Raw genomic sequence first — 23,546 nt, 5'->3', positions numbered from 1 at the left:
ACAAAAATATTAAAATTTATTAAAGTCAAAATATTAAGCGGTTATTCGTTAAACTTCTATTGCCTTGTAAGCCTCCGCTGTGAATAATTAATACAGAAGCTTGATGACCAAAATATTGCTGCTCTAATAAATCTTCAACGGCATAAAAAAGTTTAGCAGTGTATACTAAATCGGTTGGTACCGCTTCTCTTTCAAAAAGATTGTTCATATAGTCGATTAATGCAGGCGGATGTTTAGCATATCCCCCAAAATGATAGTGATGAAAAGTTGTAAAATCTTTGGTTAGTTCAAGTGGGAGAATGTTTTTTATGGATTCTTCTAAACCATAATTGTTTTTAAGTACACTAATACCAATCACTTGTTGAATAGCAGTTGACCCCGCAACTAGTCCAGCCATCATGGTTCCTGTTCCACAAGCGCAAAGAATATGGGTAAAAGCAGCGCAATCTTTTGTGCTTAAAATGGAAGCGGCACCAAAAGTTCCAGGCACTCCATACCCCCCCTCTTGAATCCAATACCAGTTTTCATTGGCATATTGATTCATTATTGCTAATTTATTTTTATATGTTTCTCTGGATAAATAATAAAGTTTCATTCCCCTTGAAACAGCTTCTTTTAAGGTGGGAGAATCTGCTGGTTCACCTCTTATAAAGCCAATTGCATTTAAACCATTTAGTTTACATGCAGCCGCAAGTGCCACAATATGATTGGAGTAAGCCCCGCCAAAGCTAGCAACGGTATTATATTTGAGTTGTTTTGCTTCTGCTAAATAGTACTTTAATTTAAACCATTTATTGCCACTAACAATTGGATGAATTAGATCTGTTCTAAGTGTGCTTACTTCAACAGTTGAATTAGATAATGTCTTGAGTGGCTGTAAAATAATTTTATTGATGTCGAAATCCATATTATTATCAATTATTACAATGCTAAATGAATTAACTTTGTATGGTAAAATTAAGCTATGAAACCAACTCTTGTGATTTTAGCCGCCGGTATGGCTAGCCGCTATGGAAGCATGAAACAAATTCAGTCGTTTGGTCCTGATGGAGAAACCATTATGGATTACTCCATTTATGATGCCATTCAAGCTGGTTTTGGTAAAGTTGTATTTATCATTCGAGAAGAATTTGCCGAACAGTTTAAAAATATATTCGAACCTAAGTTAGCGGGCAAAATTGCAACAGACTATGTTTATCAGCATTTGGAAGCATATACGAATGGTTATTCAATTCCTGCAGAAAGAGCAAAACCATGGGGAACTGCCCATGCTGTATTGTGTTGCAAAGGTAAAGTGAATGAACCTTTTGCAGTAATTAATGCAGACGATTACTATGGTAGAGATGCATTTATTAAGGCATTTGATTTTTTGACTACTGCTTGTAATGCATCTACGTTTGCTTTGGTAGGATACGAACTACAGAAAACATTAAGTGAAAATGGAAGCGTTAGTCGAGGAGTTTGTACTGCGGATGAAAATAATAATTTGACTGAAATAAATGAACGAACTAAAATATATCGTGAAAATGGGCAAATTATTTATGAAGAAGAAAATGGCAAAACCCCTTTGCCAGGTACCAGCTTAGTAAGTATGAATTATTTTTGCTTTGCACCAGAATTTATTGACATGTGTGAAGGGATGTTCACTGAATTTCTTGCTGAAAAAGGACAGGAATTAAAGTCTGAATTTTTTATTCCTTATGCAGCCAATGAGTTTATTCAATCTGGTAAAGGGGTATTAAAAGTACTTCCTACTTCTGCTCAATGGTTTGGAGTGACATACAAAGAAGATGCTCCAGGGGTTCAATCTGCCATTAGTAAATTGGTAGAGGATAAAATCTACCCTGCTTCTTTATGGAAATAAATATTCAGATAGTTTTTAAATAAGAAAAGGTCTCAGCTGCATAATGTAACTGAGACCTTTTTAAATTGAATACACTTTATTTTCCGTAAGCCTTAACAAAATAAACACAATCTTCTACTTTATTGATTTGTGCTTTTCTTTCAACTCCTTTTAAAGAAGATTTGCTTGGAAGTTTAACTCTTAGGAAAGAAGTATCGCTTTTCTTTAAATCTTCTATAATAGCATGAATATTTTTAGATTTAACTGCAAATGCTACTCCATCTGCTTGTGCTTGTTTTGTACTTAGTACGCCTATTACTTCACCATTCTTATTAAAAACAGGTCCGCCAGAGTTTCCTGGGTTAGCGCTAATTTGAATTTGGTAAGATAATGAGTCACCATTAAAACCAGACTTAGCACTTAAATATCCCATTCCGTATACAATTTCATTTCTTGGATAACCTAGTGTGAAAATTTCTTCACCTAAATCAGCATTGTTTTTTTGTATAATGTAAGGAATAGACTTGATGGGCTCATATTCATCATCGTTAATTTTTAAGATGGCCAAGTCTTTAACATGATCAATTAAAACGATAGAAGATTTGAATTCTTTTCCTTCGCTATTTACCACAATAGCCCCAGTACCTTTAAGAATATGGGCATTAGTAACTATATACCCTTTAACGTCTACTAAAAAACCCGAACCACCACTTAATAAACGGGCATTCATCGGAATTTTAGAAGTTACTTCATTAATGATATTGCCTTGATATTGTTGATTTTTCTTTACTACTTCTAAATCTTTACCTAATTGTTCTAATTTGGGGTCATTCACCGAAGTTGAAAAATACATGGCCAAACCACTGATGAATAAAGCTATAACGCCTCCAACAGAAGCAGCAATAGCCGTAACTCTTTTATACTTGTTCCAAAATTGAATTACTTTTCCTTTAGGGCTTAATGCACCCCCTTCGTTTAAGTCACCTCTTTCTAAAAGATTTTGATGAACCTCGTGTAAGGTTTGCTTTATTTGAATATTGGCAGAATAATCTGCAATTTGATGCAAGAACATATTATGCTCTACCACCATCTGATCAATTTCAGGGGTAGTATTGCGAAGATTCTCAAAATAAGCACGCTCTTCAGGGCTCATTTCTCCGCTGAGGTATCTTTCAATTGCATCTAATAATAAAATATCATCCATATACTTATTCTCCAATATTATATTGCGAAAAGAATAATTTCTTTAATCGCATCAAACATTTGTATTTCTGGTTTTTGGCGTTGTCAGCATTAGTGTAACCAAATTCAGCTGCCAATGCATTCATATCCATTTTCTTAAGATAATAGCCTTGAAGTAAACTTTTGCAAGGTTCTCCCAAACTATTTAAAGCCCTATCCATGATAACAAACTCCGCATTCCTCTTTTCATGCGTTTCTAAATCCTCTTCAACGGCTACTGTTTCTTCAAACCCATCAACTGATCCTGTAAACCTTCCCAGTTGCTGAAGTCTTTTTAACCAAAGCCTTCTGCAAACAGAATAGAGATATGTTTTAATTTGACAAGTCAGCACAAATGAATCAGTTTGAGATTTTTCATATAAAGCAATCATTGCTTCCTGAAAAATATCTCTTGCTTCATCATAGCTCCCATTGTTATTCAAAATAAAAGTCTGAATCATATTAAAATTATCTTTATATATGATTTCAACAGACTTAGAATCATTGTGAGCCAGTCCCTTCAATAATGCTTGTTCGTTCGTATCTCCTTTCACTATCTGTTCCTTTAATACAGTTATAGGCTTAAAAGTAACCCAAAATAGCCCTAAAAATTTTTATAAAAAAAATTTGAAACGCCGGGTTACCTTTTTCTCGTTGGCGTATTAATCAGTAATCATTCAAACTAAAAAAGAAAAAAAATGAAAAAATTGTTATTCGTATTAGCATTAGGCGTATTCGCATCTTGCGCTGGAGAAAACAAAGAAGCTGCTGCTGACACTACTGCAACAACTGTTGACACTGCTGCTGCAACTGTTGATACTGCTGCTGCAACTGTAGATACTACTGCTGCTCCTGCTGTTGACACCACTAAGAAGTAATTAGAACAACCTATTGGTGAAGAGAATTGGTGAGGTCTAGCTTGCAGAAAGTACAATAGGTTTAAAAGTTTCATATGGCAAGCAATCGTTAGAAGCCGCTCCGTTTCCACGGAGGGGCTTATTTTTTATAAAACTGAGATGAAAAACTAACTAACCCTAGTTTATTAATTTTGAAATAAATTTTTTGCTTTCTAATCAATTCTTATATTTGAGATGTCATGCAAACAACAACTAACAACTGGTTTTATTCTTTTTATTATTTCTTCTTTACAAAAAGGAGCCGGGTCTAGTTTGCAAAAGCATAAAAAGTTTTAAACAACATATAGGTCCCGGCAAATAGCCGGGATTTTTTTTATCTATATAGCAATGAACAAAACAAAAGAAATAAATACCATCCCAAAAATTAGTTTGAATCCAAAAGCTACAGGTATTTGTATTCAAGGATATGAAGGCAGTTTTCACCAAGTGGCTGCTAGGCATTTTTTTGGTAAAGATGTAGCGGTTATTCCTTGTGCTTCATTTAGACAATTAGTTAAAATTAGTTTAGATGAAACTGCTTCAAGGGGAGCCGTAATGGCTATTGAAAATTCTATTGCTGGAAGTATTTTGCCTAATTACAATTTATTGCAGAAGGCAAACTTAAAAGTAGTAGGTGAAGTGTATTTATCTATAAGCCAAAATTTATTAGTTAATAAAGGGGTAAGCTTGGGAGACATAAAAGAAGTGCATAGTCATCCTATGGCGATTTTACAATGTCTTGATTTTTTAGAATCTCATCCTTATAAATTAATTGAAACAGAAGATACTGCTTTAAGTGCTAAATATGTATATCAACACAAGTGCAAGCATATAGCTGCAATTGCGAGTAAACTGGCAGCTGAATTATACGATTTAGAAGTCTTAGTGCCAGATATTCAAACACAAAAAAATAATATTACGCGCTTTTTAATTTTGCAACGCACGAAAGAAGCAAAGCCAGTTGAAGGAGCCAATAAAGCATCTATTTATTTTCAAACCAATCATTCTAAAGGCATTTTAGCGAAAGTATTAACCGAAGTGGCTAAAACAGGAATGAATTTAAGTAAGCTTCAAAGTATGCCCATTCCAGGTAGTCATTTTAAATATGGATTCTATGCTGATATGGAGTTTGATCAAATAAAGCAATTTGAGAACATGATGAAAAAAATTGAATTGCTCACCAATAATGTTAAAGTATTTGGTATTTATAAAAAAGGAAAATTGGTAAAAGGATAACAATGCAAATTACTAAGTCAAAAAGGTTAGAAGGGATTGGAGAATACTATTTTTCTCAAAAGCTTAGAGAAATTGAACAACTAAATAAAGCGGGAAAAAATATTATCAATTTAGGAATAGGCAGTCCCGATCTTCCTCCACATCCAACTGTAATAAAAGCTTTACAAGATCAAGCTGCTTTAAGCACAACACATGCTTATCAATCTTATAAAGGAGTTCCTTTTTTAAGAAATGCAATGGCCGGTTGGTACGAAAAATACTATCAAGTTAGTTTAAATCCCGAAACTGAAATATTGCCTTTATTAGGAAGTAAAGAAGGCATTATGCATATCTGTATGACTTATATAAATGAAGGTGATCAAGTATTGATTCCCAATCCTGGATACCCTACATATACTAGTGCGGTAAAATTGGCAGGTGGTACACCTTTTTATTTTGATTTAACAGAAGAAAATAACTGGGAGCCCAATTTTGAGGCATTGGAAGCAAGTGATTTAAGTAAGGTTAAATTGATGTGGGTGAATTATCCTCAAATGCCTACAGGAAAAAAACCAAGCATTGAACTATTTGAAAAATTAATTGCATTCGGAAAGCAACACCAAATTTTAATATGCCACGACAATCCATATAGTTTCATTTTAAATGATGAACCAATGAGTTTGTTGAGTATAGCAGGTGCAATGGATACCGCTATTGAATTAAATTCATTGAGTAAGAGCCAAAATATGGCAGGATGGAGAGTAGGGATGCTATGTGGTGCAGCAGAAAGAATAAATGACGTGTTAGTTTTTAAAAGCAATATGGACAGTGGAATGTTTTTGCCTGTTCAACACGCTGCAGCAGCTGCATTAAGTTTAGGCAGTCAGTGGTATGATTCTGTTAATGAAGTTTATGCAAAGCGAAGAGAAAAAGTATTTGAATTATTAGATACACTGCAATGTAAATACAGTGCCAATCAAGTGGGGATGTTTGTATGGGCCAAAATTCCAGTAGGCTTAAAAGATGGATATGAATTGAGCGATCAGGTATTGTATAATAGCAATGTTTTTATTACGCCAGGTGGCATTTTTGGTTCTGCGGGTAACCAATATATAAGGGTAAGTTTATGTGGAAGCATCAACAAATTTGAAGAAGCGATTCAACGAATAAATGAGCAAAAGAAAAAATAAAAAAAGAGTATGGTTATTTCAATTGTAGGAATAGGATTAATAGGGGGCTCACTTTCTATAGCATTGCAAGAAAAGGGATTGGCAACACATGTAATTGGGGTAGAGAATAACCCGGAACATGCTGCCAAAGCGATTGAATTAGGATTGGTGCAGGAATGCTTACCATTAGTTGAAGCAATTAAAAAATCATCTTTAATTGTAATTGCAACACCCATTAATGCGGCAGAAAATGTGTTGCCCACTATTTTAGATAAAGTGAGTAATCAAGTGGTCTTTGATGTAGGTTCTACCAAATCAAAAATTGTAGAAGTGGTTAAAAATCATCCTAAAAGGGGCAGGTTTGTTGCAACACATCCTATGTGGGGAACTGAAAATAGTGGACCAGCTGCAGCAATTAAAGGGGCTTTTAGTAAAAAGGCCACCGTTATTTGTGATAAAGCACATTCCGATCAAGACGCTTTAGAAATGGTTGAGAAAATATATGATTTATTAGAAATGCATATTCTATACATGGAATCAACAGCACATGATATGCATGTGGCTTACATTAGTCATATATCGCATATTACTTCTTTTGCTTTGGCCAATACTGTTTTAGAGAAAGAACGCGAAGAAGATGCCATTTTTGAACTAGCAAGTGGTGGATTTGAGAGTACGGTAAGGCTTGCAAAGAGTAATGCAGCCATGTGGGTGCCCATTTTTATGCAGAATAGAGACAATGTATTGGACGTATTAAACGAGCATATTAGTCAATTAAGAAAATTTAAGTCTTGTTTAGAAAAAGAGAACTATGAATATTTACAAGAATTGATTGAAAATGCGAATGGAATAAGGAGAATACTTAAGTAAAACACCGCAAAGCAGGCTATATAGAGTACCTTTGCACAAATTTTAGAATACATGATTACATTTGAAGGGTTGGGAATTGACGAGCGTTTAATTCAAGCAACCACAGAGTTGGGGTATGTGAACCCAACGGCAATTCAGGAACAGGCGATACCGGTCTTATTGAGCGGAACGACTGATTTTATCGGTTTGGCGCAAACCGGCACGGGAAAAACAGCAGCATTTGGATTACCCTTGTTACACATTATAGACGCAGCAGCTAAGTACCCACAAGCATTAGTGGTTTGTCCAACACGCGAATTGTGTTTGCAGATTGTGAAAGAGATTGAGCTGTTTAAGAAATATATGACCGGCATTTCGGTTGTTGCAGTTTATGGCGGAGCTTCTATTGGATTACAAATCCGTGATTTAAAAAGAGGCGTACAAATTGTTGTAGCTACTCCAGGTAGACTAATTGATTTGATTGAGCGTAAAGCGATCAATCTAGAACAAATCAGTTATGTAGTATTAGATGAAGCCGATGAAATGTTGAATATGGGCTTTCAAGATGATATTGAGTTTATCTTAAAAAACACTCCTCAACGAAACAGTACTTGGTTATTTAGTGCAACCATGCCACCAGAAATTAGAAAAGTGAGCAAGCGTTACATGAAAGAGCCCAAAGAAGTAACAGTGGGTAAAGTAAATACTGCAAACAAGAGTATTGATCACCAATATTACGTTACTACTGCCCATCATCGTTATGAAACACTCAAGCGCATCATCGATTTTAATCCAGGTATTTATGGAATTATTTTCACGAGAACCAAATTAGATGCACAAGAAATTTCAGAAAGATTAACTAGGGAAGGGTACGATATTGATGCATTACACGGCGATCTTACACAAGGTCAGCGTGATAAAGTAATGGGCCAGTTCAGGGATAAAAGCCTCCAATTGTTAATTGCAACAGATGTTGCTGCAAGAGGTATTGATGTGCAAGGGATAACCCATGTAATCAATTTTGAATTACCTGATGACGTGGAAATTTATACGCATAGAAGTGGTCGTACAGGTAGAGCTGGCAACCACGGAATTTGTATTTCAATTGTGCATGCAAAAGAAACTTATAAGCTGAAGCAGATTGAAAGAATCAATAATTGTCATTTTAGTAAGCTAGATATTCCTTCAGGAAAAGATGTTTGTAGAAAACAATTCTTCTCTTTTATGGACAAGCTTTTGTCTGCGGATATTAGTCATGGAGATTATGAAACCTATGTGCCTATGTTAGCAGAAAAATTTGCTGACGTAAGCAAAGAAGATGTGTTAAAGCGAGTAGCTGCGATGGAATTTGACCGATTCTTGAAGTACTATGAAAACTCTGAAGATTTAAATATTAGGGAGCGTGATAGAAGTGCAAAGAGAGATCCAAATGATCGTGGAGACAATCGGTCTGCACGCAGAGAAAGCGGAAGAGACTCAGGTAGAGATGCGGGCCGTGGAGATAATAGAAAAGAGTATAAATCAGGCGGAGGTTATAGTAGGTTATTTGTAAACCTTGGAACCAAAGATGGTTTTTATAAGGCGAGCTTCTTACAATTTGTATTAGATATGAGCGATCTTAAGAAAGAAGTATTGGGTCGTATTGATATGAAAGACATGAATAGCTGGATTGAGATTGAGAAATCTGCAGCACAGCAAATGATTCGTGCTTTGGATGGTAAAAAGTACAAAGGAAGAAGCATTCGTATGAACGATGCAGACAGTGGAGGAGGACGCAGATAATTTTATTAATAAGCAATCAATCGAATATGGAACAGACCTTACAGCAAGCAACCAACATCAATACTGTTCTTGCAAAAAGACCCCTAATCATTTCCGGCCCATGTAGCGCGGAAACTGAAGAACAAGTTTTAGCAACTGCCAGTCAACTTGCCGCAACTGGCAAAGTAGATATTTTGCGTGCAGGAATTTGGAAACCAAGAACAAGACCTGGTAGTTTTGAAGGCGTTGGAACAAAGGGGTTACCTTGGTTGCAAAAGGCAAAAGAATTAACTGGATTACCAGTAGCAGTAGAAGTAGCAACTGGGAAACAAGTAGAAGATGCTTTGCATTTTGGAGTGGATGTTTTATGGATTGGAGCCAGAACAACGGTGAATCCATTTAGCGTTCAGGATGTTGCTGATGCATTGAAGGGCGTAGATGTTCCTGTTTTGATTAAAAACCCAATTAATCCTGATTTAGAGTTATGGATTGGGGCTGCAGAACGTGTTGCGAAAGCAGGTATTCAACATATTGGATTAATCCATAGAGGATTCAGTTCTTATGGAAATACAGAGTATCGTAATGCACCCATGTGGCACTTAGCCATTGAAATGAAGCGCAGGTTTCCTGAAATGCTGATGATAAACGATCCTTCTCATATTTGTGGGAGAAGAGATATTTTACAGGAAGTTGCACAAAAAGCAATTGACTTAGATTTTGATGGCTTAATTGTAGAAAGTCATATTGATCCAGATAATGCATGGAGTGATGCAAAACAGCAAATCACTCCTGCAGTATTAGGATCTATGATAGATGCTATGATTTGGCGTAAAGAAGATATTATTTCCGAGGAGTTGCACGTTCAAATGGATAAAATGCGTGCGCAAATTAATCAATTAGATGATGAGCTTCTACAACTCTTAGGTCAACGAATGAAAGTGGCCGATAAGATTGGGCAATATAAAAAGGACAATAATATTACCATATTGCAAACCAATCGTTGGAATGCCATTTTAGAGCGTGCCTTTGTAAAAGGAGGGCAGCTTGGGCTTAGTCAAGAATTTATCACTAAGTATTTTGATGCGGTACATATGGAAAGTATCAACCATCAAAATAAGATTATGAATTCATAATATGCAGAAGAAGCGCTTTTTATTCTCTGGAAAAGAGACTACCTTTTATTTTGATGCAGCATTTGGCTTAATTGAAAAAATTGTTTCAAAAGATAAAGTCATCATTGTAACAGATGAAAATTTGTTTCAAGCACATAAGCGAAAATTAAAAGGATTTAATACCATTGTTTTAAAGCCAGGTGAGCAATACAAAGTTCAACAAACAGTTGATGTAATTATTGACCAATTAATTTTATTAGGTGCCGATAGGCAAACCACTTTAATAGGTTTTGGTGGGGGAGTAATCACTGATATTACAGGATATGTTGCAGGAATTTATATGCGAGGGATAAATGTAGGTTATATTCCTACTTCTTTACTTGCGATGGTGGATGCTGCAATTGGCGGTAAAAACGGTATTGATGTAGGTGTATATAAAAATATGGTTGGATTAATAAGACAGCCCTCTTTTCTAATTTATGATTATAGTTTATTAAAAACATTGCCTTTGGCAGAATGGAGAAATGGTTTTGCAGAAATCATTAAACATGCTTGCATAAGGGATTTAAAAATGTTTGAAGAGTTAGAACAGAACAATATTACATTTTATAGGCGTAATCCTGAACAACTCGCAAATTTAATTACACGGAATGCTTTACTAAAAATTAAAGTAGTCCAAAAAGATGAGTTTGAGAAAGCTGATCGAAAGCTTTTGAATTTCGGACATACTTTAGGGCATGCAATTGAAAATATGTATCAATTAAGTCATGGAGAAGCTATTAGTATTGGTATGACCTATGCTGCATTAATGTCTCAGCAATTAAAATTTTATAAAGAAGCAGAGCGGGTTATTCAATTATTGCATCAATATGGCTTGCCTACTGTTGCTGATTTTGATACTAAAAAAGCATTTAATGTTTTATTAAAAGACAAGAAAAGAGAAGACGATTCAATCAACTATATTCTGTTGCAAAAAACAGGAAAGGCTGTTGTGCAACCTTTATTGTTGGTTCAACTACAAGAAATTTTTAAACAGTTTTAATTTTTCAATTTCTACTGATGATCGCTATTATTCAGCCATCAAATATACAAGGTGCTTTGCACGCAAATGCTAGTAAAAGTTGTATGCAGCGGGCATGTGCAGCTGCATTACTGCATCATGGGGAAACGACTATTTTGAATCCAGGGAATAGTTTTGATGATTTAGCTGCGATAGATATGATTCAAAAACTAGGGGCTAAAGTTATATCCAATTCAGATGGAAGTTTAACTATTCAATCCAAAGGAGTTACGCCGATAGATCATCAACTAAACTGCGGGGAAAGTGGTTTGGGAATAAGAATGTTTACTCCTATTGCAGCATTGAGTAATATAAGTTTAGCAATCAATGGGACAGGTAGTTTGTTAAAACGCCCCATGCATTTTTTTGATGAGGTACTGCCTTTGTTAAGTGTTAAAGTTAGCTCAGATAATGGTTATTTACCTATTACAATACAAGGTCCACTGAAGCCAAACAATATTTTAATTGATGGTTCATTAAGTTCTCAGTTTTTAACAGGGTTATTAATGGCTTTTGGTGCAGCAGAGGCAGATGGAGTTACCATTGCTGTAAATAACTTAAAAAGTAGACCCTATATAGACCTTACATTGAAAGTAATGGAAGCATTTGGAACAATTGTTCGAAATAATGAGTATGCTTCATTTAGTTTTTTTAAATCAGATCAAAAAAGGAAAAAAGCAACTGTTGAATACCAAGTAGAAGGGGATTGGAGTGGAGCTGCTTTTTTATTAGTAGCTGGAGCAGTTGCAGGTAACATTACGGTTAAAGGGTTGGATGTATTTTCAACTCAAGCAGATAAAGCAATATTGCAGGCTTTATCTGATGCAGGAGCTGGACTTTCGGTTCAAGAACATCAAATTGAAGTAAGGTCTTTGCCATTAAAGGCATTCCATTTTAATGCAACTGATTGCCCGGATTTATTTCCTCCATTGGTTGCTTTAGCAGCGTTTTGTGAGGGTACCACTGTAATTGAAGGTGTTCATAGACTAGCACACAAAGAAAGTAACAGGGGGGATAGTTTGCAAAAAGAATTTAGTAAATTGGGGGTTGAAGTAAAATTGCAAGATAATTTGATGCTTATTACTGGGTTGAGAAATGGATTAGCAATGGGGCAAATTAAACAAGCAATCATTCATTCCCATCATGACCATAGAATTGCAATGGCCGCGGCTATTGCAGCATTAAAAGCGGAAACTGCTGTAACCATTGAAGCAGCCGAGGCAATTAATAAATCTTATCCTGCTTTTTATAACCATTTGCAAAAACTGGGTGTGATTGTTGAAACAAGATTTTAGTGTCCTTTTAAATTGATATATTAACGTGAATGCATTTGGAAAACTATTTCGAATACAAATTTTCGGCGAGTCTCATGGCCCTTCCGTTGGATTAATCATTGATGGTTGTCCTGCTGGTCTTCCCCTATGTGTTGAAGATTTCGTGGAAGACACCGAGCGTAGAAAAGGTGGAGTACAAAAAGGAACTACACCGAGAAAGGAAGATGATTTGCCTATTTTCAAAAGTGGGATATTCAATGGAAAAACGACAGGTGCTCCAATAACTATTTTATTTGAAAATAATAATACCAGAAGCCAAGATTATGAAAAACATAGGGCCATACCAAGGCCAGGACATGCAGATTTTACTGCACACCAAAAATATGGTGGGTTCGAAGATTATAGAGGGGGGGGGCATTTTAGTGGAAGACTTACTGTATGTTTGGTTGGCGCAGGTGTAGTAGCCAAAAAATTATTGGCAAAATCTCAAATAAAGATTCACGCTACAATACAATCAATTGCGGGAGAAACAGATTTAGAAAAAGGGTTGCAAAAAGCAATTGATGCGAAAGACAGCGTTGGTGGAATTGTAGCTTGTTCTGCAACTGGTTTGCCAATCGGTTTGGGAGAACATTTTTTTGACTCAGTTGAATCTCTCATCAGTCATGCTGCTTTTGCAATACCTGCAGTTAAAGGCATTGAGTTTGGTGCGGGCTTTGCAGCCGCAAATATGTTTGGTTCAGCACATAATGATGCAATAGAAAATGCCCAGGGAAATACAACAACTAATCATGCTGGCGGTATAGTAGGGGGGATAACTAATGGTAATGAATTGATTTTTAGAGTGGCTATAAAACCTACCTCATCTACGCCAAAAGAACAGTTTTCCTACAACTGGGAAACCAATCAGCAAGAAAATTTTTCAATTAAAGGTAGGCACGATTTGTGTATAGCTTTACGGGTACCAGTAATTTTAGAGGCAGTAACGGCTATTGTATTAACCGATTTAATGTTACTGGAACAACAACTTAAAAGAGTATATTAATATGAACGGAGAATTAATTTATCATATTACTACCCAAGCTAAATGGGAAGAAGCATTGAATAAGGGATTTTATGAGGCAGATACCTTAGCTGTAGAGGGGTTTATGCATTGTAGTACTGCAGATCAAGTAGCGGGTGTATTAGAGCGATATTACCAAGGCCAAATAGGGTTAATTCAGTTAACTATTAAAAAAGATAAAGTAGAACGACCATTGGTTTTTGAATTGGCAGGTTCTATAAATGAAGTGTTTCCGCATATTCATGGAACCCTTAATTTAGATGCAGTAGTGGCAGTTACAAAATTGTAGTTTGCCATAACTTATTGAAAATCAGTCTATTTATATACGAATTTAATTTTTTATAATTTGAATTAATTTTCGGCATATTATTTGGCTTAAAGCGGTTAAACGTTGAAACCTTAATTAGATTTTGTACTTTAAGGTGTCTTCCATTATTCATTTAAAAAAACTGGATGCGTTTAATACTTATTTTATTGCTAGGATTGATTACAACTGGTTCTGCTCATGCTCAAACCCAAACTGACTCAGTTTTATTTAATCCTGGTTTCCCAGATAGTTTATTGTGGTCAATAGATAGTTCACTTAAGGCAGATGCTAATTTAGTGTATACTGGAAAAGTAATACTTGGTACTGCCAGTTTTTACAGCGCCAAATTTGAAGGGATTAAAACAGCTTCAGGGGATCGGTTTTCTAATAAATTATTTACAGGTGCAAGTAATAGTTTGCCTTTAGGAACCTGGGTTAAAGTGACCAATATAAAAAACGGCAAGTATGTTGTCGTTAGGATTAATGACAAAATGCATCCTAAGATGAAAAAAAGAGGGAGAGTTATCGATTTATCAAGATCTGCTGCCGAAAAATTACAATATTTAAAAAAGGGATTAGCTAAAGTAAAACTAGAAGTTGTATTGCCTCCCGATGTTAAAAATAATTAAAAGATAAAGTTATCATAATTTTAGAAAACCAATTTCAACGTGTATTTTTGTTTTTAAATTAACAAAAACCTGTTTATGAAGAAATTTCTGTTTTCTTTGATAGTTATCGGTTTGGCAACTGCTACATATGCCCAAGCGCCCACTAGCTACAAGAAAAGATCAAGCTTAGGTTTGGCTGTTTTCTTGAATGATATGTATACTGCTGATAAGATTAGTAGAACTTCCTTGTCACGTGTCTTAACCAAAGAGGGAATGACTCCAATGAAAGAGATGTCTCTTGGTATAGCTTTGCAGTATTTTGAAGGATTAACCGAGCATGTAGATTTCATGGCTACCGTTTCAGGAAATTTTTCTAAGTATCCTTTTTATTTTAAGTCAGGTAAAGCCCCTTCAATAAGAGACCAGTTTTTATTAGAAACTGATGCTAATATTAATGTGAAGTTATTGACCGACAAGTATTTTCTTGTTCCTTATATGACTTTTGGAGTGGGTGCATCAATGTACAATGGTACTTATTTTGCGGCTCAAGCCAACACTGGGTTAGGTTTGCAGTTTAATTTAGGTAGTGAAACATATGTGAATAGCCAGATTTTATTCCGCCCTGCTATTTCTGGATTAGCGGTTAATCATACTGCTTACACACTGGGTATTGCTTCTCCTTTAAAAGACAAGCCAGCCCCTGTATTAGTTACACCTCCACCCCCACCAATGCCAGTAGCGCCTCCCGCTCCAGTTGATACAGATAAAGATGGTATTAATGACAAGGAAGATAAGTGCCCTACAGTTGCTGGTGTTGTTAAATACAATGGTTGTCCTGTACCAGATACAGATAAAGATGGTATTAACGACGAAAATGATAAATGTCCTACTGTAGCCGGACTTGCTAAATACAATGGATGTCCAGTACCAGATGCTGATAAAGATGGTGTGAATGATGATGAAGATAAGTGTCCTTCAGTTCCAGGTTTAGCTCGTTATCAAGGTTGTCCAATTCCAGACACAGATGGTGATGGTGTTAATGACGAAGAAGACAAATGTCCTAGCATTAAGGGAACTCGTGAGAACAATGGTTGTCCTGAATTGAAAGCTGCTTACAATTTTGATAACAAGAAAGTACAGTTTATTTCCGGTTCAGCTGTTCTTACTAAAGTTTCACAAGTTGAGTTGAATAAAGTGCTTAAAGCGTTAAATGAAAACCCAACTTTAAAATTATTTGTTGAAGGACATACTGATGCTTCTGGTAGCGACAAAATCAATTTACCACTTTCGATGAAGCGTGCTGAAGCGGTTAAGTCTTACTTAGTAGGAAAGAAAGTTGATGCTTCTAGACTTACTGCTGAAGGATTTGGAAGTAGCCAACCAATTGCTGATAATAAATCTGCAAAAGGAAAAGCACTAAATAGAAGAGTTGAATTTAAAGTTCAAGAATAAATATTAAACTGTTTAGTCCTTCAATAGGATGACAGATTTTAAAAAATCCCGGTTAGTTAAACTAGCTGGGATTTTTTAGTAAATAGACGGTCTTAGGACTATTTTTTGTTCACAAGCTTTTAGTGAATTCTGTCACCTCTTAATTCAAGGTGTTTCATGATTTCAATTTCATGTGTAAGCCATTCTTTCCATCTTGCTCTGACTTTTGCTTTGGGGATATATTGTTCCGCAAGGGTAATAAATAATGTATAATGACCTGCTTCACTTTCCATGAATTTTCTATAAAATTTTCTAAGATAGGGATCTTCTAATCCTTCACTTAACCGTTTAAATCGCTCACAACTTCTTGCTTCAATTAGAGCCATTGTAAGTAACTGATCTAACATCCGATCTTCAATATGGCCGCCTTTATGTTGAAAAATCAATAATTGATTTACATATTCATCTTTACGTTGTTTACCTAAAGAAAGGCCACGTTTATTTAATTCGGCAAGCACTGCCCTAAAATGTCCCCATTCCTCTGTAACAATTGGGGCAAGGGCTTCTACTAATTCTTTTCGATCAGAATATCGTTGGATATAAGATATACAAGTTAAAGCTGCTTTTTGCTCGCAATAAGCATGATCTGTTAAAATAGCTTCTAAAGAGATACTAGCTAGATTAACCCATCTTGGGTCTGTTGGAAGTTGTAAACCAAGAATATTTTTAGTATGCTGTGAAATATTTTCAGTCATGATAGATTCAGTGTTATTTTTCAAAATACGCAAGACTTCCTCCAACCCAATCTTTATCTTGGTTATATCTTACACCAATCATTTTCCCTTTACTTAAACGAGCTAAATTGTTGACAGGAATAGGTCTTGCATCTCCTTCTTTCCAAAAATAAAAAATTCGCAGTTCTGCTTTAGCAGGTTCGTTAGGGGTTTCAATAACTGCTGCATATTTTACTTTCCTTTGTAAAATCCAATTTTCTGGATCCTTTACGGCTTTAATATCGCTAGGAGTTACATCAATAATAACCCCTTGCCCCGCAAATGAGAAAAGTGGTTTAAGCACATAATTTTCTAAGTCTGCAGGAATTTGTTTGAGCTCATTTAAAAACCAAGTGGCTGGAACATAGGGATGATGAATAAATGGTAGGGTATATTTACTAATTCTATAAAACCAATTTGGATGAGGGGTCCATTCAACATTTAAATTGCTAAAGAGTATTTTTCCCTTCTCTTGTATGGGCAAAGATTGTTGTTGTAAATCATCAAAAATGATTCGATTATAGATGCGCTTGATTTGTATTTTTTTATCCTCTTTATAGTAGTACAAATTTTCACCTTCCTGTATTAGCTCTGTTAAACAAACAACAGAAATTCCAGTATATTCTGCTGTAAAATAAAAATCAATTTTTGTTTTTTGTTGATGAGGCAATATTTCTAATAAAATTACTTCTTCGGGTAAATGATTGCCAACAATCAATTTTTGCAATAATTTAGTGTAGCTATTTGAGTCTAAATTGCTAAAATAAGTACTATAATTATCAGGAATAGAAAAGCATTTGCGATTAGCTAGATCATGCCATATTTGATAAGCAAAAAGCGTTGGGAATCCTTGCATTTCTATTAACTGCGGTTCTAATTCTCCTTTTTCATTTTCGCAAATACCAAAATCGAATGCAATGAAATGTGTGTGGTCGTTTTCATTTGGTACTTTTACATTTTCAGGAATGGCTAGATTGGTCAATTCTTTAAAATCAGGCGCTACAATTACATCAACAATTGATTCACAAGCTGAAAGTATTTTTTCTTTGAATTGTTTGTCAATAAAGACAGGTGTTTCTGCAACCCTAAATTCAATAGCTCCTTTATATTTCTCATTTAACGATGACAGGTATTCCTGATACTTCAATTCAGTAAATGATTCGTTAAATTGTTTTCTGATGGAAGTGACCATAGACGCTATTTTATTCGTTTAATAAACTGCCAATTGGTTTGCTGCGTGTGTGAGGAAGTTAGGAAGAATATGACTATAGGTCCATAATATTTTTCCAGGATCCATCAATTGTTCAACCATGCTTTGCCATTTTTCTTCCCCATGAGTTTCAATGACCATTTTCTTTTTGTCTTCACGTTGTAAATACATTGACATGCCTATTGCATCCGCTTCTGGGTGAAATTGAGTCCCCATAAAGTATTCGTTAAAACGAACAGACATAATAGCTCTTTCAAATGGAACATGCGGTCTATTTTTTTCAATAGCTAATATAGCTCCACCCATTTGTCTAATCTTTTCGTGGTTGGGTTCAATTACTTGAAAATCCCGGCTATCTACACAGTAAAAGGGGTCGTTTAATCCTGCAAATGTTTTTTCAAAATGGCCATCTTCCATCATATGTACTGGAAACACGCCAAATGAAGTTGATTTTCTTTTACAGACATTTCCTATTTCATAATATCTACACAATAATTGAAAACTATGACAAATAAAGAATGCATGTTTTTTGGGGAAATTTTCAACCTTGTTATTCCATTGACTTAACTTATCAAGCCAATTAAAGTATGCTTTTTCCCAGTCTGATCCTATTGTATCAAGTGGGGATCCGGGGCCACCACTAGAAATATACAGGTCATAATCTAAAGACGGTACTGCATTCTGCTGACGAACATTAAATTCATCAACAGCAATTTCGTATTCATTGGCTTTGCCCCACTCCGCTAAAATAGCCCTAATACAGCGCATGCCTTCGTTGGCCTGTCCTTCATACAAGTCTAAAATAGCTACTTTTAAAATGTTTTTTTGCAATGCTACCATGCTTATAAATAACTAAGATTGGTCTTTGGAGTTAATGTGAGCAGGGTTTCGTACATCAACTTAATGGTGTCTTCAATATCTTTTTTATGTATCATTTCTACCGTAGTATGCATATATCTTAACGGAATAGAAATTAACACGGATGGACACCCATCGTTAGCATAAGCAAAACTATCTGTATCAGTTCCTGTACTTCTGCTAAGTGTACGCATTTGAACAGGTATTTTGTTTTTTTCAGCAACTGTTTCTACTACTTCTAATAATTTATTATGAATAGCAGGGGCAAATGCAAGAGAAGGGCCTTTGCCACATTGGATATCGCCTTCAATGATTTTACTAATCATTGGCGTACTTGTATCATGTGTTACGTCTGTAATGATGGCAATATTGGGTTTAATTCTTCTTGCTATCATTTCAGCACCTCTTAACCCAATTTCTTCCTGTACAGCATTTACCACATAAAGACCAAAGGGTAATTGCTTCTTATTTTCTTTTAATAGACGTACTACCTCGGCAATCATAAATCCGCCCACTCTATTGTCAAATGCACGGCCAATAATAAAATCATAAGACAATTCATCATATCCTTCTTCATATGTAACAACAGAGCCTATTCGAATACCAAGTGCTTCTACTTCTTTTTTATTTCTAGCCCCGCAATCAAGACATAAATTTTCAATTTTAGGAGAAGGTTCTTTTTGTTCTGGGTTGCTTAAGCGAGTGTGAATAGCTGGCCATCCAAACACTGCCTTAACTGGTCCTTTTTTACCATGAATGATTACCCTTTTAGCTGGTGCAATCTGATGATCTACTCCTCCATTTCTTTTTAAGTAAATCAGCCCTTGATCATTGATATAATTTACAAACCAGCTTATTTCGTCACAATGCGCTTCAATAACTATTTTAAAAGGAGCAGTTGGATTAATAACACCCACTGCAGTTCCATAGGGGTCAGTAAAAATAGTGTCTACGTAAGGCTTTATATATTCCATCCATATTTTTTGCCCTTTGCTTTCAAATCCAACAGGAGAGGGGGTGTTGATGTACTTTTTTAGAAAATCCATTGATTTATCTGTGGTAACCACTTTAGATTTAGTTGTTTTTGCCTTTGCCATAAAGTTTATTTTAAATTCAATACATGCCAATGATGCCACAAATCGCTTTTGCTAGCATTAATCCGTCAATGATTGCAAGATAATAGAGAATGCTTTTACGTTGGTACATTAATAAGCAAACAGTTATTAACAATGCATAGGGGATACTGTTGAATATTATTCTGTGCAAATTAAAAGATTGTTCTAAAGCAAATAACCAGTATGCCGTCATACTTGATATGCTTAGTGGTAAAATGATCCAAAACAGGGTTTTCCTTATTCCAAATTTTACTACCCATGTTTTTAGTTGTTGATTAGCGTCATTTGCATAGTCTTTAAAATCAAAAAGCATGGATAATATGCTAATGAATATCCAGTTTTTAATTAGTAAAAGCCAGGTAAGCCTTTCTAAGCTTTGATTAGTGCCAGGAAAGCTGAGATCATAAAAAAGTACTGGCGAAAAAGATACCATACCCGCCCATACCAATCCGATTATTAGCGGTTTAATTAATCCGTTGCCCCTAAGCCCCCAATTACCCCATTTTGGATAGAGGTTCTTGTAATATCCTAGACCAAAGGATATAAAAATTATTAATATTATCCAGCTAAAGGGGTTGATTTTTGAAAAATGTGGCTGTAATCCATTCAACATTAAAAGCAGCAGAAGAAAGACAAGCCCAGTTAGCAATAGTTGTGATTTTTCAACCCAGTTTTGATTACTTAAATACCAAGCAGTTCTTTCATTTATGTGTATGGGAGCTCTTTTAGCTTCAACGTAATAGGCATGCGTGTAATAAAGTACACTTGAGGAAAACAATAACAAATAGAATAAAAAACTATTGAGTGGTAAATTTAGCTGCATGGAGCACTCAATAGCAAGTGCAACAGCACAAGTTCCGTAAAAAAAATTACCGTAAAAAAATCCTTTTATTAGTCGATTAAACTTCATTATCTAATTAAGATAATATTCGGGGAAGTTACAGTATCACTGCGATTATTCGCTTTGTCTTTTAGCCAAAACCTAAAGAAAGCAGTATCGTTTCTATTATTACAGCCGACAATAGAAGGAGTCCCAGGGACATTGGCATTATAGACAAATGTAATTTCTAGTTTTCCTTTTAGATTAGGGGTTCCAGTAAAATCTGGAACTCTATTAGGGCTTATGAATTGAACTCCCGGAGTGGTAGGGCAGGTTCTCGAAATCTTTTGAACCCAAAGTGTATCCTGAATGTCCCCCTCTTTATCGGTGAAATTCAACGAAAAAATGAGCAAATTACCCTGTCTGAGCTCGGTAGTATTAACTTCTCCGAAAGTTAATGTGGGTTTGGTATTGAACTCGTCTTTTTTACAACCGTAAAAAAAGACGGTAATTGTCAGCAGGATTAATAATTTTGTTCTCATCAGTATACTTTCTATTCAAATTTAGTTAAAACAATACAAACAAGGTTGGTACTACCCTTTGATATTAACAATATTTTTTCTGCAAGTGAATCTTCACTAGATCAATACTGTAATGCCGTATTTCAATTACAATACGAATACAATAAAGTTTATAGGCAATGGGTAGATTTAATCAACCCAACGAATGCTGCATTTAAGATACCACAAAATATACCTGCGTTGCCTATTTCTTTTTTTAAGAATCATTCAATTGTCACTGGTGAACATATGGTTCAGAAAGTATTTGAAAGTAGTGGAACAACAGGAGTGATTACTAGCCAACATCATATTGTAGACCTTTCTATATATGAGAAAAGTTTTATAAAGGGCTTTGAATTACAATATGGTGCTATAAAAGACTGGTGTATACTTGCTTTGTTGCCTGCCTATTTAGAGCGGGATCATTCTTCCTTGGTTTATATGGCCAATAAAATGATTCAAATGAGTGAATCAAAGCAAAGTGGGTTTTATTTGTATAACTACAATGATTTAGCAAAAACGTTAATGTCATTAGAATCAGCGGGGCAAAAAACCTTATTGTTAGGAGTAACTTTTGCTTTATTAGACTTTTCGGAACAATTTCCAATTCAATTAAACCATACAGTAGTCATGGAAACGGGAGGGATGAAAGGCAGGGGTAGAGAGTTGACTCGTTTGGAACTACATAAAACTTTAAGCCAACGATTTGGCGTTAAAAACATTCATGCAGAGTATGGGATGACAGAGTTATTAAGTCAGGCGTACTCAAAAGGAAATGGGCGGTATCAATCCCCTCCATGGATGAAAGTATATGTGCGAAAAGAAGATGATCCGTTTGAAATATTTACAGAGGGAACTGGTCTTATTCAAATTATTGATCTTGCCAATATTTATAGTTGTTCATTTATTGCTACGCAAGATATTGGCAGGGTATATGCTGATGGTAGTTTTGAAGTTTTGGGTAGAATGGATCATTCCGATATTAGGGGTTGTAGTTTACTTGTAGTTTAAACTAATCCTTTATACACTTCTACATGTTCTCTTGCAATTTTATTCCAAGAACAGGAATCCACAATCATTTGGCGGGCGTTTAGTTTTTTTCTATTCCAGTGAACCGTTTCTATTTCTGCCATGCTTTCGATAAATACTTTCATTAATTCATCCGAAGTATTTTTTGTAAGTGTGTAACCTGCATTTGCATTTTTAATAAGATCAACTAGGTAAGTATTTTCAGAAACTATGGATGGTATTGACATGGCAGCTGACTCTAATACAACAGTTGGAGCGTAGTCTAGACGAGATGGTCTGACCATTATATCTATTTTGCTAAGTTGTTCAAATTTCAAAGCACCAAAAACTGCAGGTTTCAGGAACACATATTTATGAAGACTTAATTTTTTGATTAATTTTAAAATGGCATTTCTATCACTACCATTTCCCATAATCCATAGAATGGCATTGTTAGACTGCTGCTTTTTAAATTTCGCAAAAGCATGTAAAAGTATATCTATCCCCATTTCAGAAATATTCAATTCACCATAATAGCAATAAATGATTTCATCATGCTTCATGATTTTAGGGGCGATATCAATATTGTTATTAATTAAGCCAATAGGAACTATATAAGATTTTTGCAAGTCAAATTGGCAATAGCTAATTAATTGGGTACGTTCAAATTCACTTCTAAAATGTATTGCTTTAGCCCATTGTATAATATTTGCATCAAAGTTGTCAAAATGTTTTCTTTTTAGAAAACTGCTATGTTCTAACGCATACGAATTATATCTTCCATGAGGCGAAAGGATAAAAGATATATTTCTTTTATTTAAATGAAAAATGATGGGGTAATAAATTGGAATTATTCCTCCATGTATATGTACAATCGTATTTTTTTTTATTTCATCAATATCATTTAGCATTTTATGGACTGTGTTCCACATGAATAAGTTAGTACTAAAATACTTTGTTTTATATGCCTTATTTTTGAAAATATCCACTGCTTTCGATCCTAGTTGCCATAGAGTCACATTATACCCTATTTTCACTTGTTCAGTTGCTAATTGGTTAGTTGTTTCAACCAGTGAATTATATTTTGCCTTAGCATTTCTAGTAAATACAAGATGTATTATTTCCATAAGAAATTCAGCATTTTAAATTATTCAGAATGAAAATACAGTATATTTATTTTATTTAAAGAAATTACTATGCAGTGGAAGTCGATTACTTCAAAATCAATATTTACTGCTTACTTATTATTATTCACCGGGCAGTTTCTTTACTGGATGGGGAGAATTTTTTCTGTCCATAATATTAAGTGGTTTCTTTTAAAATTGATTATATATGCTTACCTGATTTTATGGCTTTATAATTATATTAAAACCTGGTTGGGTACGTTGAAGCA

Annotated in this window: 24 protein-coding genes; 14 read left to right on the top strand and 10 right to left on the bottom strand. The window is 35.0% G+C overall.

Annotation, left to right across the window (positions count from 1 at the left end):
- Positions 1–25: 25 nt before the first annotated feature.
- Positions 26–907: a 1-aminocyclopropane-1-carboxylate deaminase/D-cysteine desulfhydrase gene (locus tag ACTIEI_RS08665; RefSeq protein WP_439505898.1), complete on the bottom strand. Its 882-nt coding sequence runs from the start codon at positions 905–907 to the stop codon at positions 26–28.
- A 57-nt stretch (positions 908–964) separates the two neighbouring features.
- On the opposite strand from ACTIEI_RS08665, the gene ACTIEI_RS08660 reads away from it, so the two are divergent.
- Positions 965–1,864 carry a sugar phosphate nucleotidyltransferase gene (locus ACTIEI_RS08660; RefSeq protein WP_439505897.1) on the top strand — a complete coding sequence of 300 codons (900 nt, stop codon included), beginning with the start codon at positions 965–967 and terminating at the stop codon, positions 1,862–1,864.
- Between the two features lie 76 nt (positions 1,865–1,940).
- On the opposite strand, the gene ACTIEI_RS08655 is transcribed toward ACTIEI_RS08660, so the two are convergent.
- The gene (locus ACTIEI_RS08655; RefSeq protein WP_439505896.1) at positions 1,941–3,047 is read right to left on the bottom strand and encodes a S1C family serine protease; all 1,107 of its coding nucleotides are present in this window, start codon (positions 3,045–3,047) and stop codon (positions 1,941–1,943) included.
- Positions 3,048–3,051: 4 nt separating this feature from the next.
- Entirely contained in the window at positions 3,052–3,618 is a 567-nt protein-coding gene (locus ACTIEI_RS08650) for an RNA polymerase sigma factor (RefSeq protein WP_439505895.1), read from the bottom strand.
- Between the two features lie 144 nt (positions 3,619–3,762).
- On the opposite strand from ACTIEI_RS08650, the gene ACTIEI_RS08645 reads away from it, so the two are divergent.
- The 12 genes from ACTIEI_RS08645 (at position 3,763) to ACTIEI_RS08590 (ending at position 15,830) form a co-directional block, all read left to right on the top strand.
- Positions 3,763–3,942, top strand: coding sequence for a hypothetical protein (locus ACTIEI_RS08645; protein ID WP_295185970.1), 180 nt, complete (start codon positions 3,763–3,765; stop codon positions 3,940–3,942).
- 366 nt (positions 3,943–4,308) lie between these two features.
- A complete protein-coding gene (locus ACTIEI_RS08640; protein ID WP_439505894.1) occupies positions 4,309–5,196 on the top strand; it encodes a prephenate dehydratase in 888 nt (295 codons plus the stop codon).
- Between the two features lie 2 nt (positions 5,197–5,198).
- Positions 5,199–6,365, top strand: coding sequence for a pyridoxal phosphate-dependent aminotransferase (locus ACTIEI_RS08635; protein ID WP_439505893.1), 1,167 nt, complete (start codon positions 5,199–5,201; stop codon positions 6,363–6,365).
- A gap of 9 nt (positions 6,366–6,374) precedes the next feature.
- Complete coding sequence (locus tag ACTIEI_RS08630; RefSeq protein WP_439505892.1) at positions 6,375–7,214, top strand: prephenate dehydrogenase; 840 nt, start codon at positions 6,375–6,377, stop codon at positions 7,212–7,214.
- 51 nt (positions 7,215–7,265) lie between these two features.
- Positions 7,266–8,975, top strand: coding sequence for a DEAD/DEAH box helicase (locus ACTIEI_RS08625; RefSeq protein ID WP_439505891.1), 1,710 nt, complete (start codon positions 7,266–7,268; stop codon positions 8,973–8,975).
- Positions 8,976–9,001: 26 nt separating this feature from the next.
- On the top strand, positions 9,002–10,087 hold the full coding sequence (locus ACTIEI_RS08620) for a chorismate mutase (protein ID WP_439505890.1): 1,086 nt from the start codon (positions 9,002–9,004) through the stop codon (positions 10,085–10,087).
- Between the two features lies 1 nt (position 10,088).
- Positions 10,089–11,108, top strand: a complete 1,020-nt coding sequence (gene aroB / locus ACTIEI_RS08615; RefSeq protein WP_439505889.1) for a 3-dehydroquinate synthase — start codon at positions 10,089–10,091, stop codon at positions 11,106–11,108.
- Between the two features lie 17 nt (positions 11,109–11,125).
- Positions 11,126–12,421, top strand: coding sequence for a 3-phosphoshikimate 1-carboxyvinyltransferase (gene aroA, locus ACTIEI_RS08610; RefSeq protein WP_439505888.1), 1,296 nt, complete (start codon positions 11,126–11,128; stop codon positions 12,419–12,421).
- Positions 12,422–12,446: 25 nt separating this feature from the next.
- Positions 12,447–13,445 (top strand): chorismate synthase, encoded by a 999-nt coding sequence (locus ACTIEI_RS08605; RefSeq protein WP_439505887.1) that lies wholly within the window; start codon positions 12,447–12,449, stop codon positions 13,443–13,445.
- 1 nt (position 13,446) lies between these two features.
- Positions 13,447–13,752, top strand: coding sequence for a DUF952 domain-containing protein (locus tag ACTIEI_RS08600; RefSeq protein WP_439505886.1), 306 nt, complete (start codon positions 13,447–13,449; stop codon positions 13,750–13,752).
- Between the two features lie 164 nt (positions 13,753–13,916).
- Positions 13,917–14,399: a septal ring lytic transglycosylase RlpA family protein gene (locus ACTIEI_RS08595; RefSeq protein ID WP_439505885.1), complete on the top strand. Its 483-nt coding sequence runs from the start codon at positions 13,917–13,919 to the stop codon at positions 14,397–14,399.
- A 75-nt stretch (positions 14,400–14,474) separates the two neighbouring features.
- Positions 14,475–15,830, top strand: a complete 1,356-nt coding sequence (locus ACTIEI_RS08590; protein WP_439505884.1) for an OmpA family protein — start codon at positions 14,475–14,477, stop codon at positions 15,828–15,830.
- A gap of 119 nt (positions 15,831–15,949) precedes the next feature.
- Here the strand turns inward: ACTIEI_RS08590 and ACTIEI_RS08585 are convergent, their stop codons facing one another.
- The 6 genes from ACTIEI_RS08585 to ACTIEI_RS08560 form a co-directional block, all read right to left on the bottom strand.
- Entirely contained in the window at positions 15,950–16,564 is a 615-nt protein-coding gene (locus ACTIEI_RS08585) for a tRNA-(ms[2]io[6]A)-hydroxylase (protein WP_439505883.1), read from the bottom strand.
- 13 nt (positions 16,565–16,577) lie between these two features.
- The gene (locus ACTIEI_RS08580; RefSeq protein WP_439505882.1) at positions 16,578–17,774 is read right to left on the bottom strand and encodes a hypothetical protein; all 1,197 of its coding nucleotides are present in this window, start codon (positions 17,772–17,774) and stop codon (positions 16,578–16,580) included.
- An 18-nt stretch (positions 17,775–17,792) separates the two neighbouring features.
- Positions 17,793–18,632 carry a type 1 glutamine amidotransferase gene (locus ACTIEI_RS08575; protein ID WP_439505881.1) on the bottom strand — a complete coding sequence of 280 codons (840 nt, stop codon included), beginning with the start codon at positions 18,630–18,632 and terminating at the stop codon, positions 17,793–17,795.
- A 2-nt stretch (positions 18,633–18,634) separates the two neighbouring features.
- Positions 18,635–19,747: a M42 family metallopeptidase gene (locus tag ACTIEI_RS08570; protein WP_439505880.1), complete on the bottom strand. Its 1,113-nt coding sequence runs from the start codon at positions 19,745–19,747 to the stop codon at positions 18,635–18,637.
- Between the two features lie 16 nt (positions 19,748–19,763).
- Positions 19,764–20,588, bottom strand: coding sequence for a hypothetical protein (locus ACTIEI_RS08565; protein WP_439505879.1), 825 nt, complete (start codon positions 20,586–20,588; stop codon positions 19,764–19,766).
- Between the two features lie 86 nt (positions 20,589–20,674).
- A complete protein-coding gene (locus ACTIEI_RS08560; RefSeq protein ID WP_439505878.1) occupies positions 20,675–21,127 on the bottom strand; it encodes a hypothetical protein in 453 nt (150 codons plus the stop codon).
- A 45-nt stretch (positions 21,128–21,172) separates the two neighbouring features.
- Between ACTIEI_RS08560 and ACTIEI_RS08555 the strand changes: the two genes are divergently transcribed.
- A complete protein-coding gene (locus tag ACTIEI_RS08555) occupies positions 21,173–22,156 on the top strand; it encodes a LuxE/PaaK family acyltransferase (RefSeq protein ID WP_439505877.1) in 984 nt (327 codons plus the stop codon).
- Here ACTIEI_RS08555 and ACTIEI_RS08550 read toward each other — a convergent pair.
- Positions 22,153–23,280: a glycosyltransferase family 4 protein gene (locus ACTIEI_RS08550; protein ID WP_439505876.1), complete on the bottom strand. Its 1,128-nt coding sequence runs from the start codon at positions 23,278–23,280 to the stop codon at positions 22,153–22,155. The two genes, ACTIEI_RS08555 and ACTIEI_RS08550, sit on opposite strands and share 4 nt — an antisense overlap.
- Between the last annotated feature and the right edge of the window lie 266 nt (positions 23,281–23,546).

The sequence above is a fragment of the Sediminibacterium sp. genome, from assembly GCF_051860225.1.
GTDB lineage: Bacteria > Bacteroidota > Bacteroidia > Chitinophagales > Chitinophagaceae > Sediminibacterium.
This window is presented reverse-complemented; position numbering and strand designations above follow the sequence as displayed.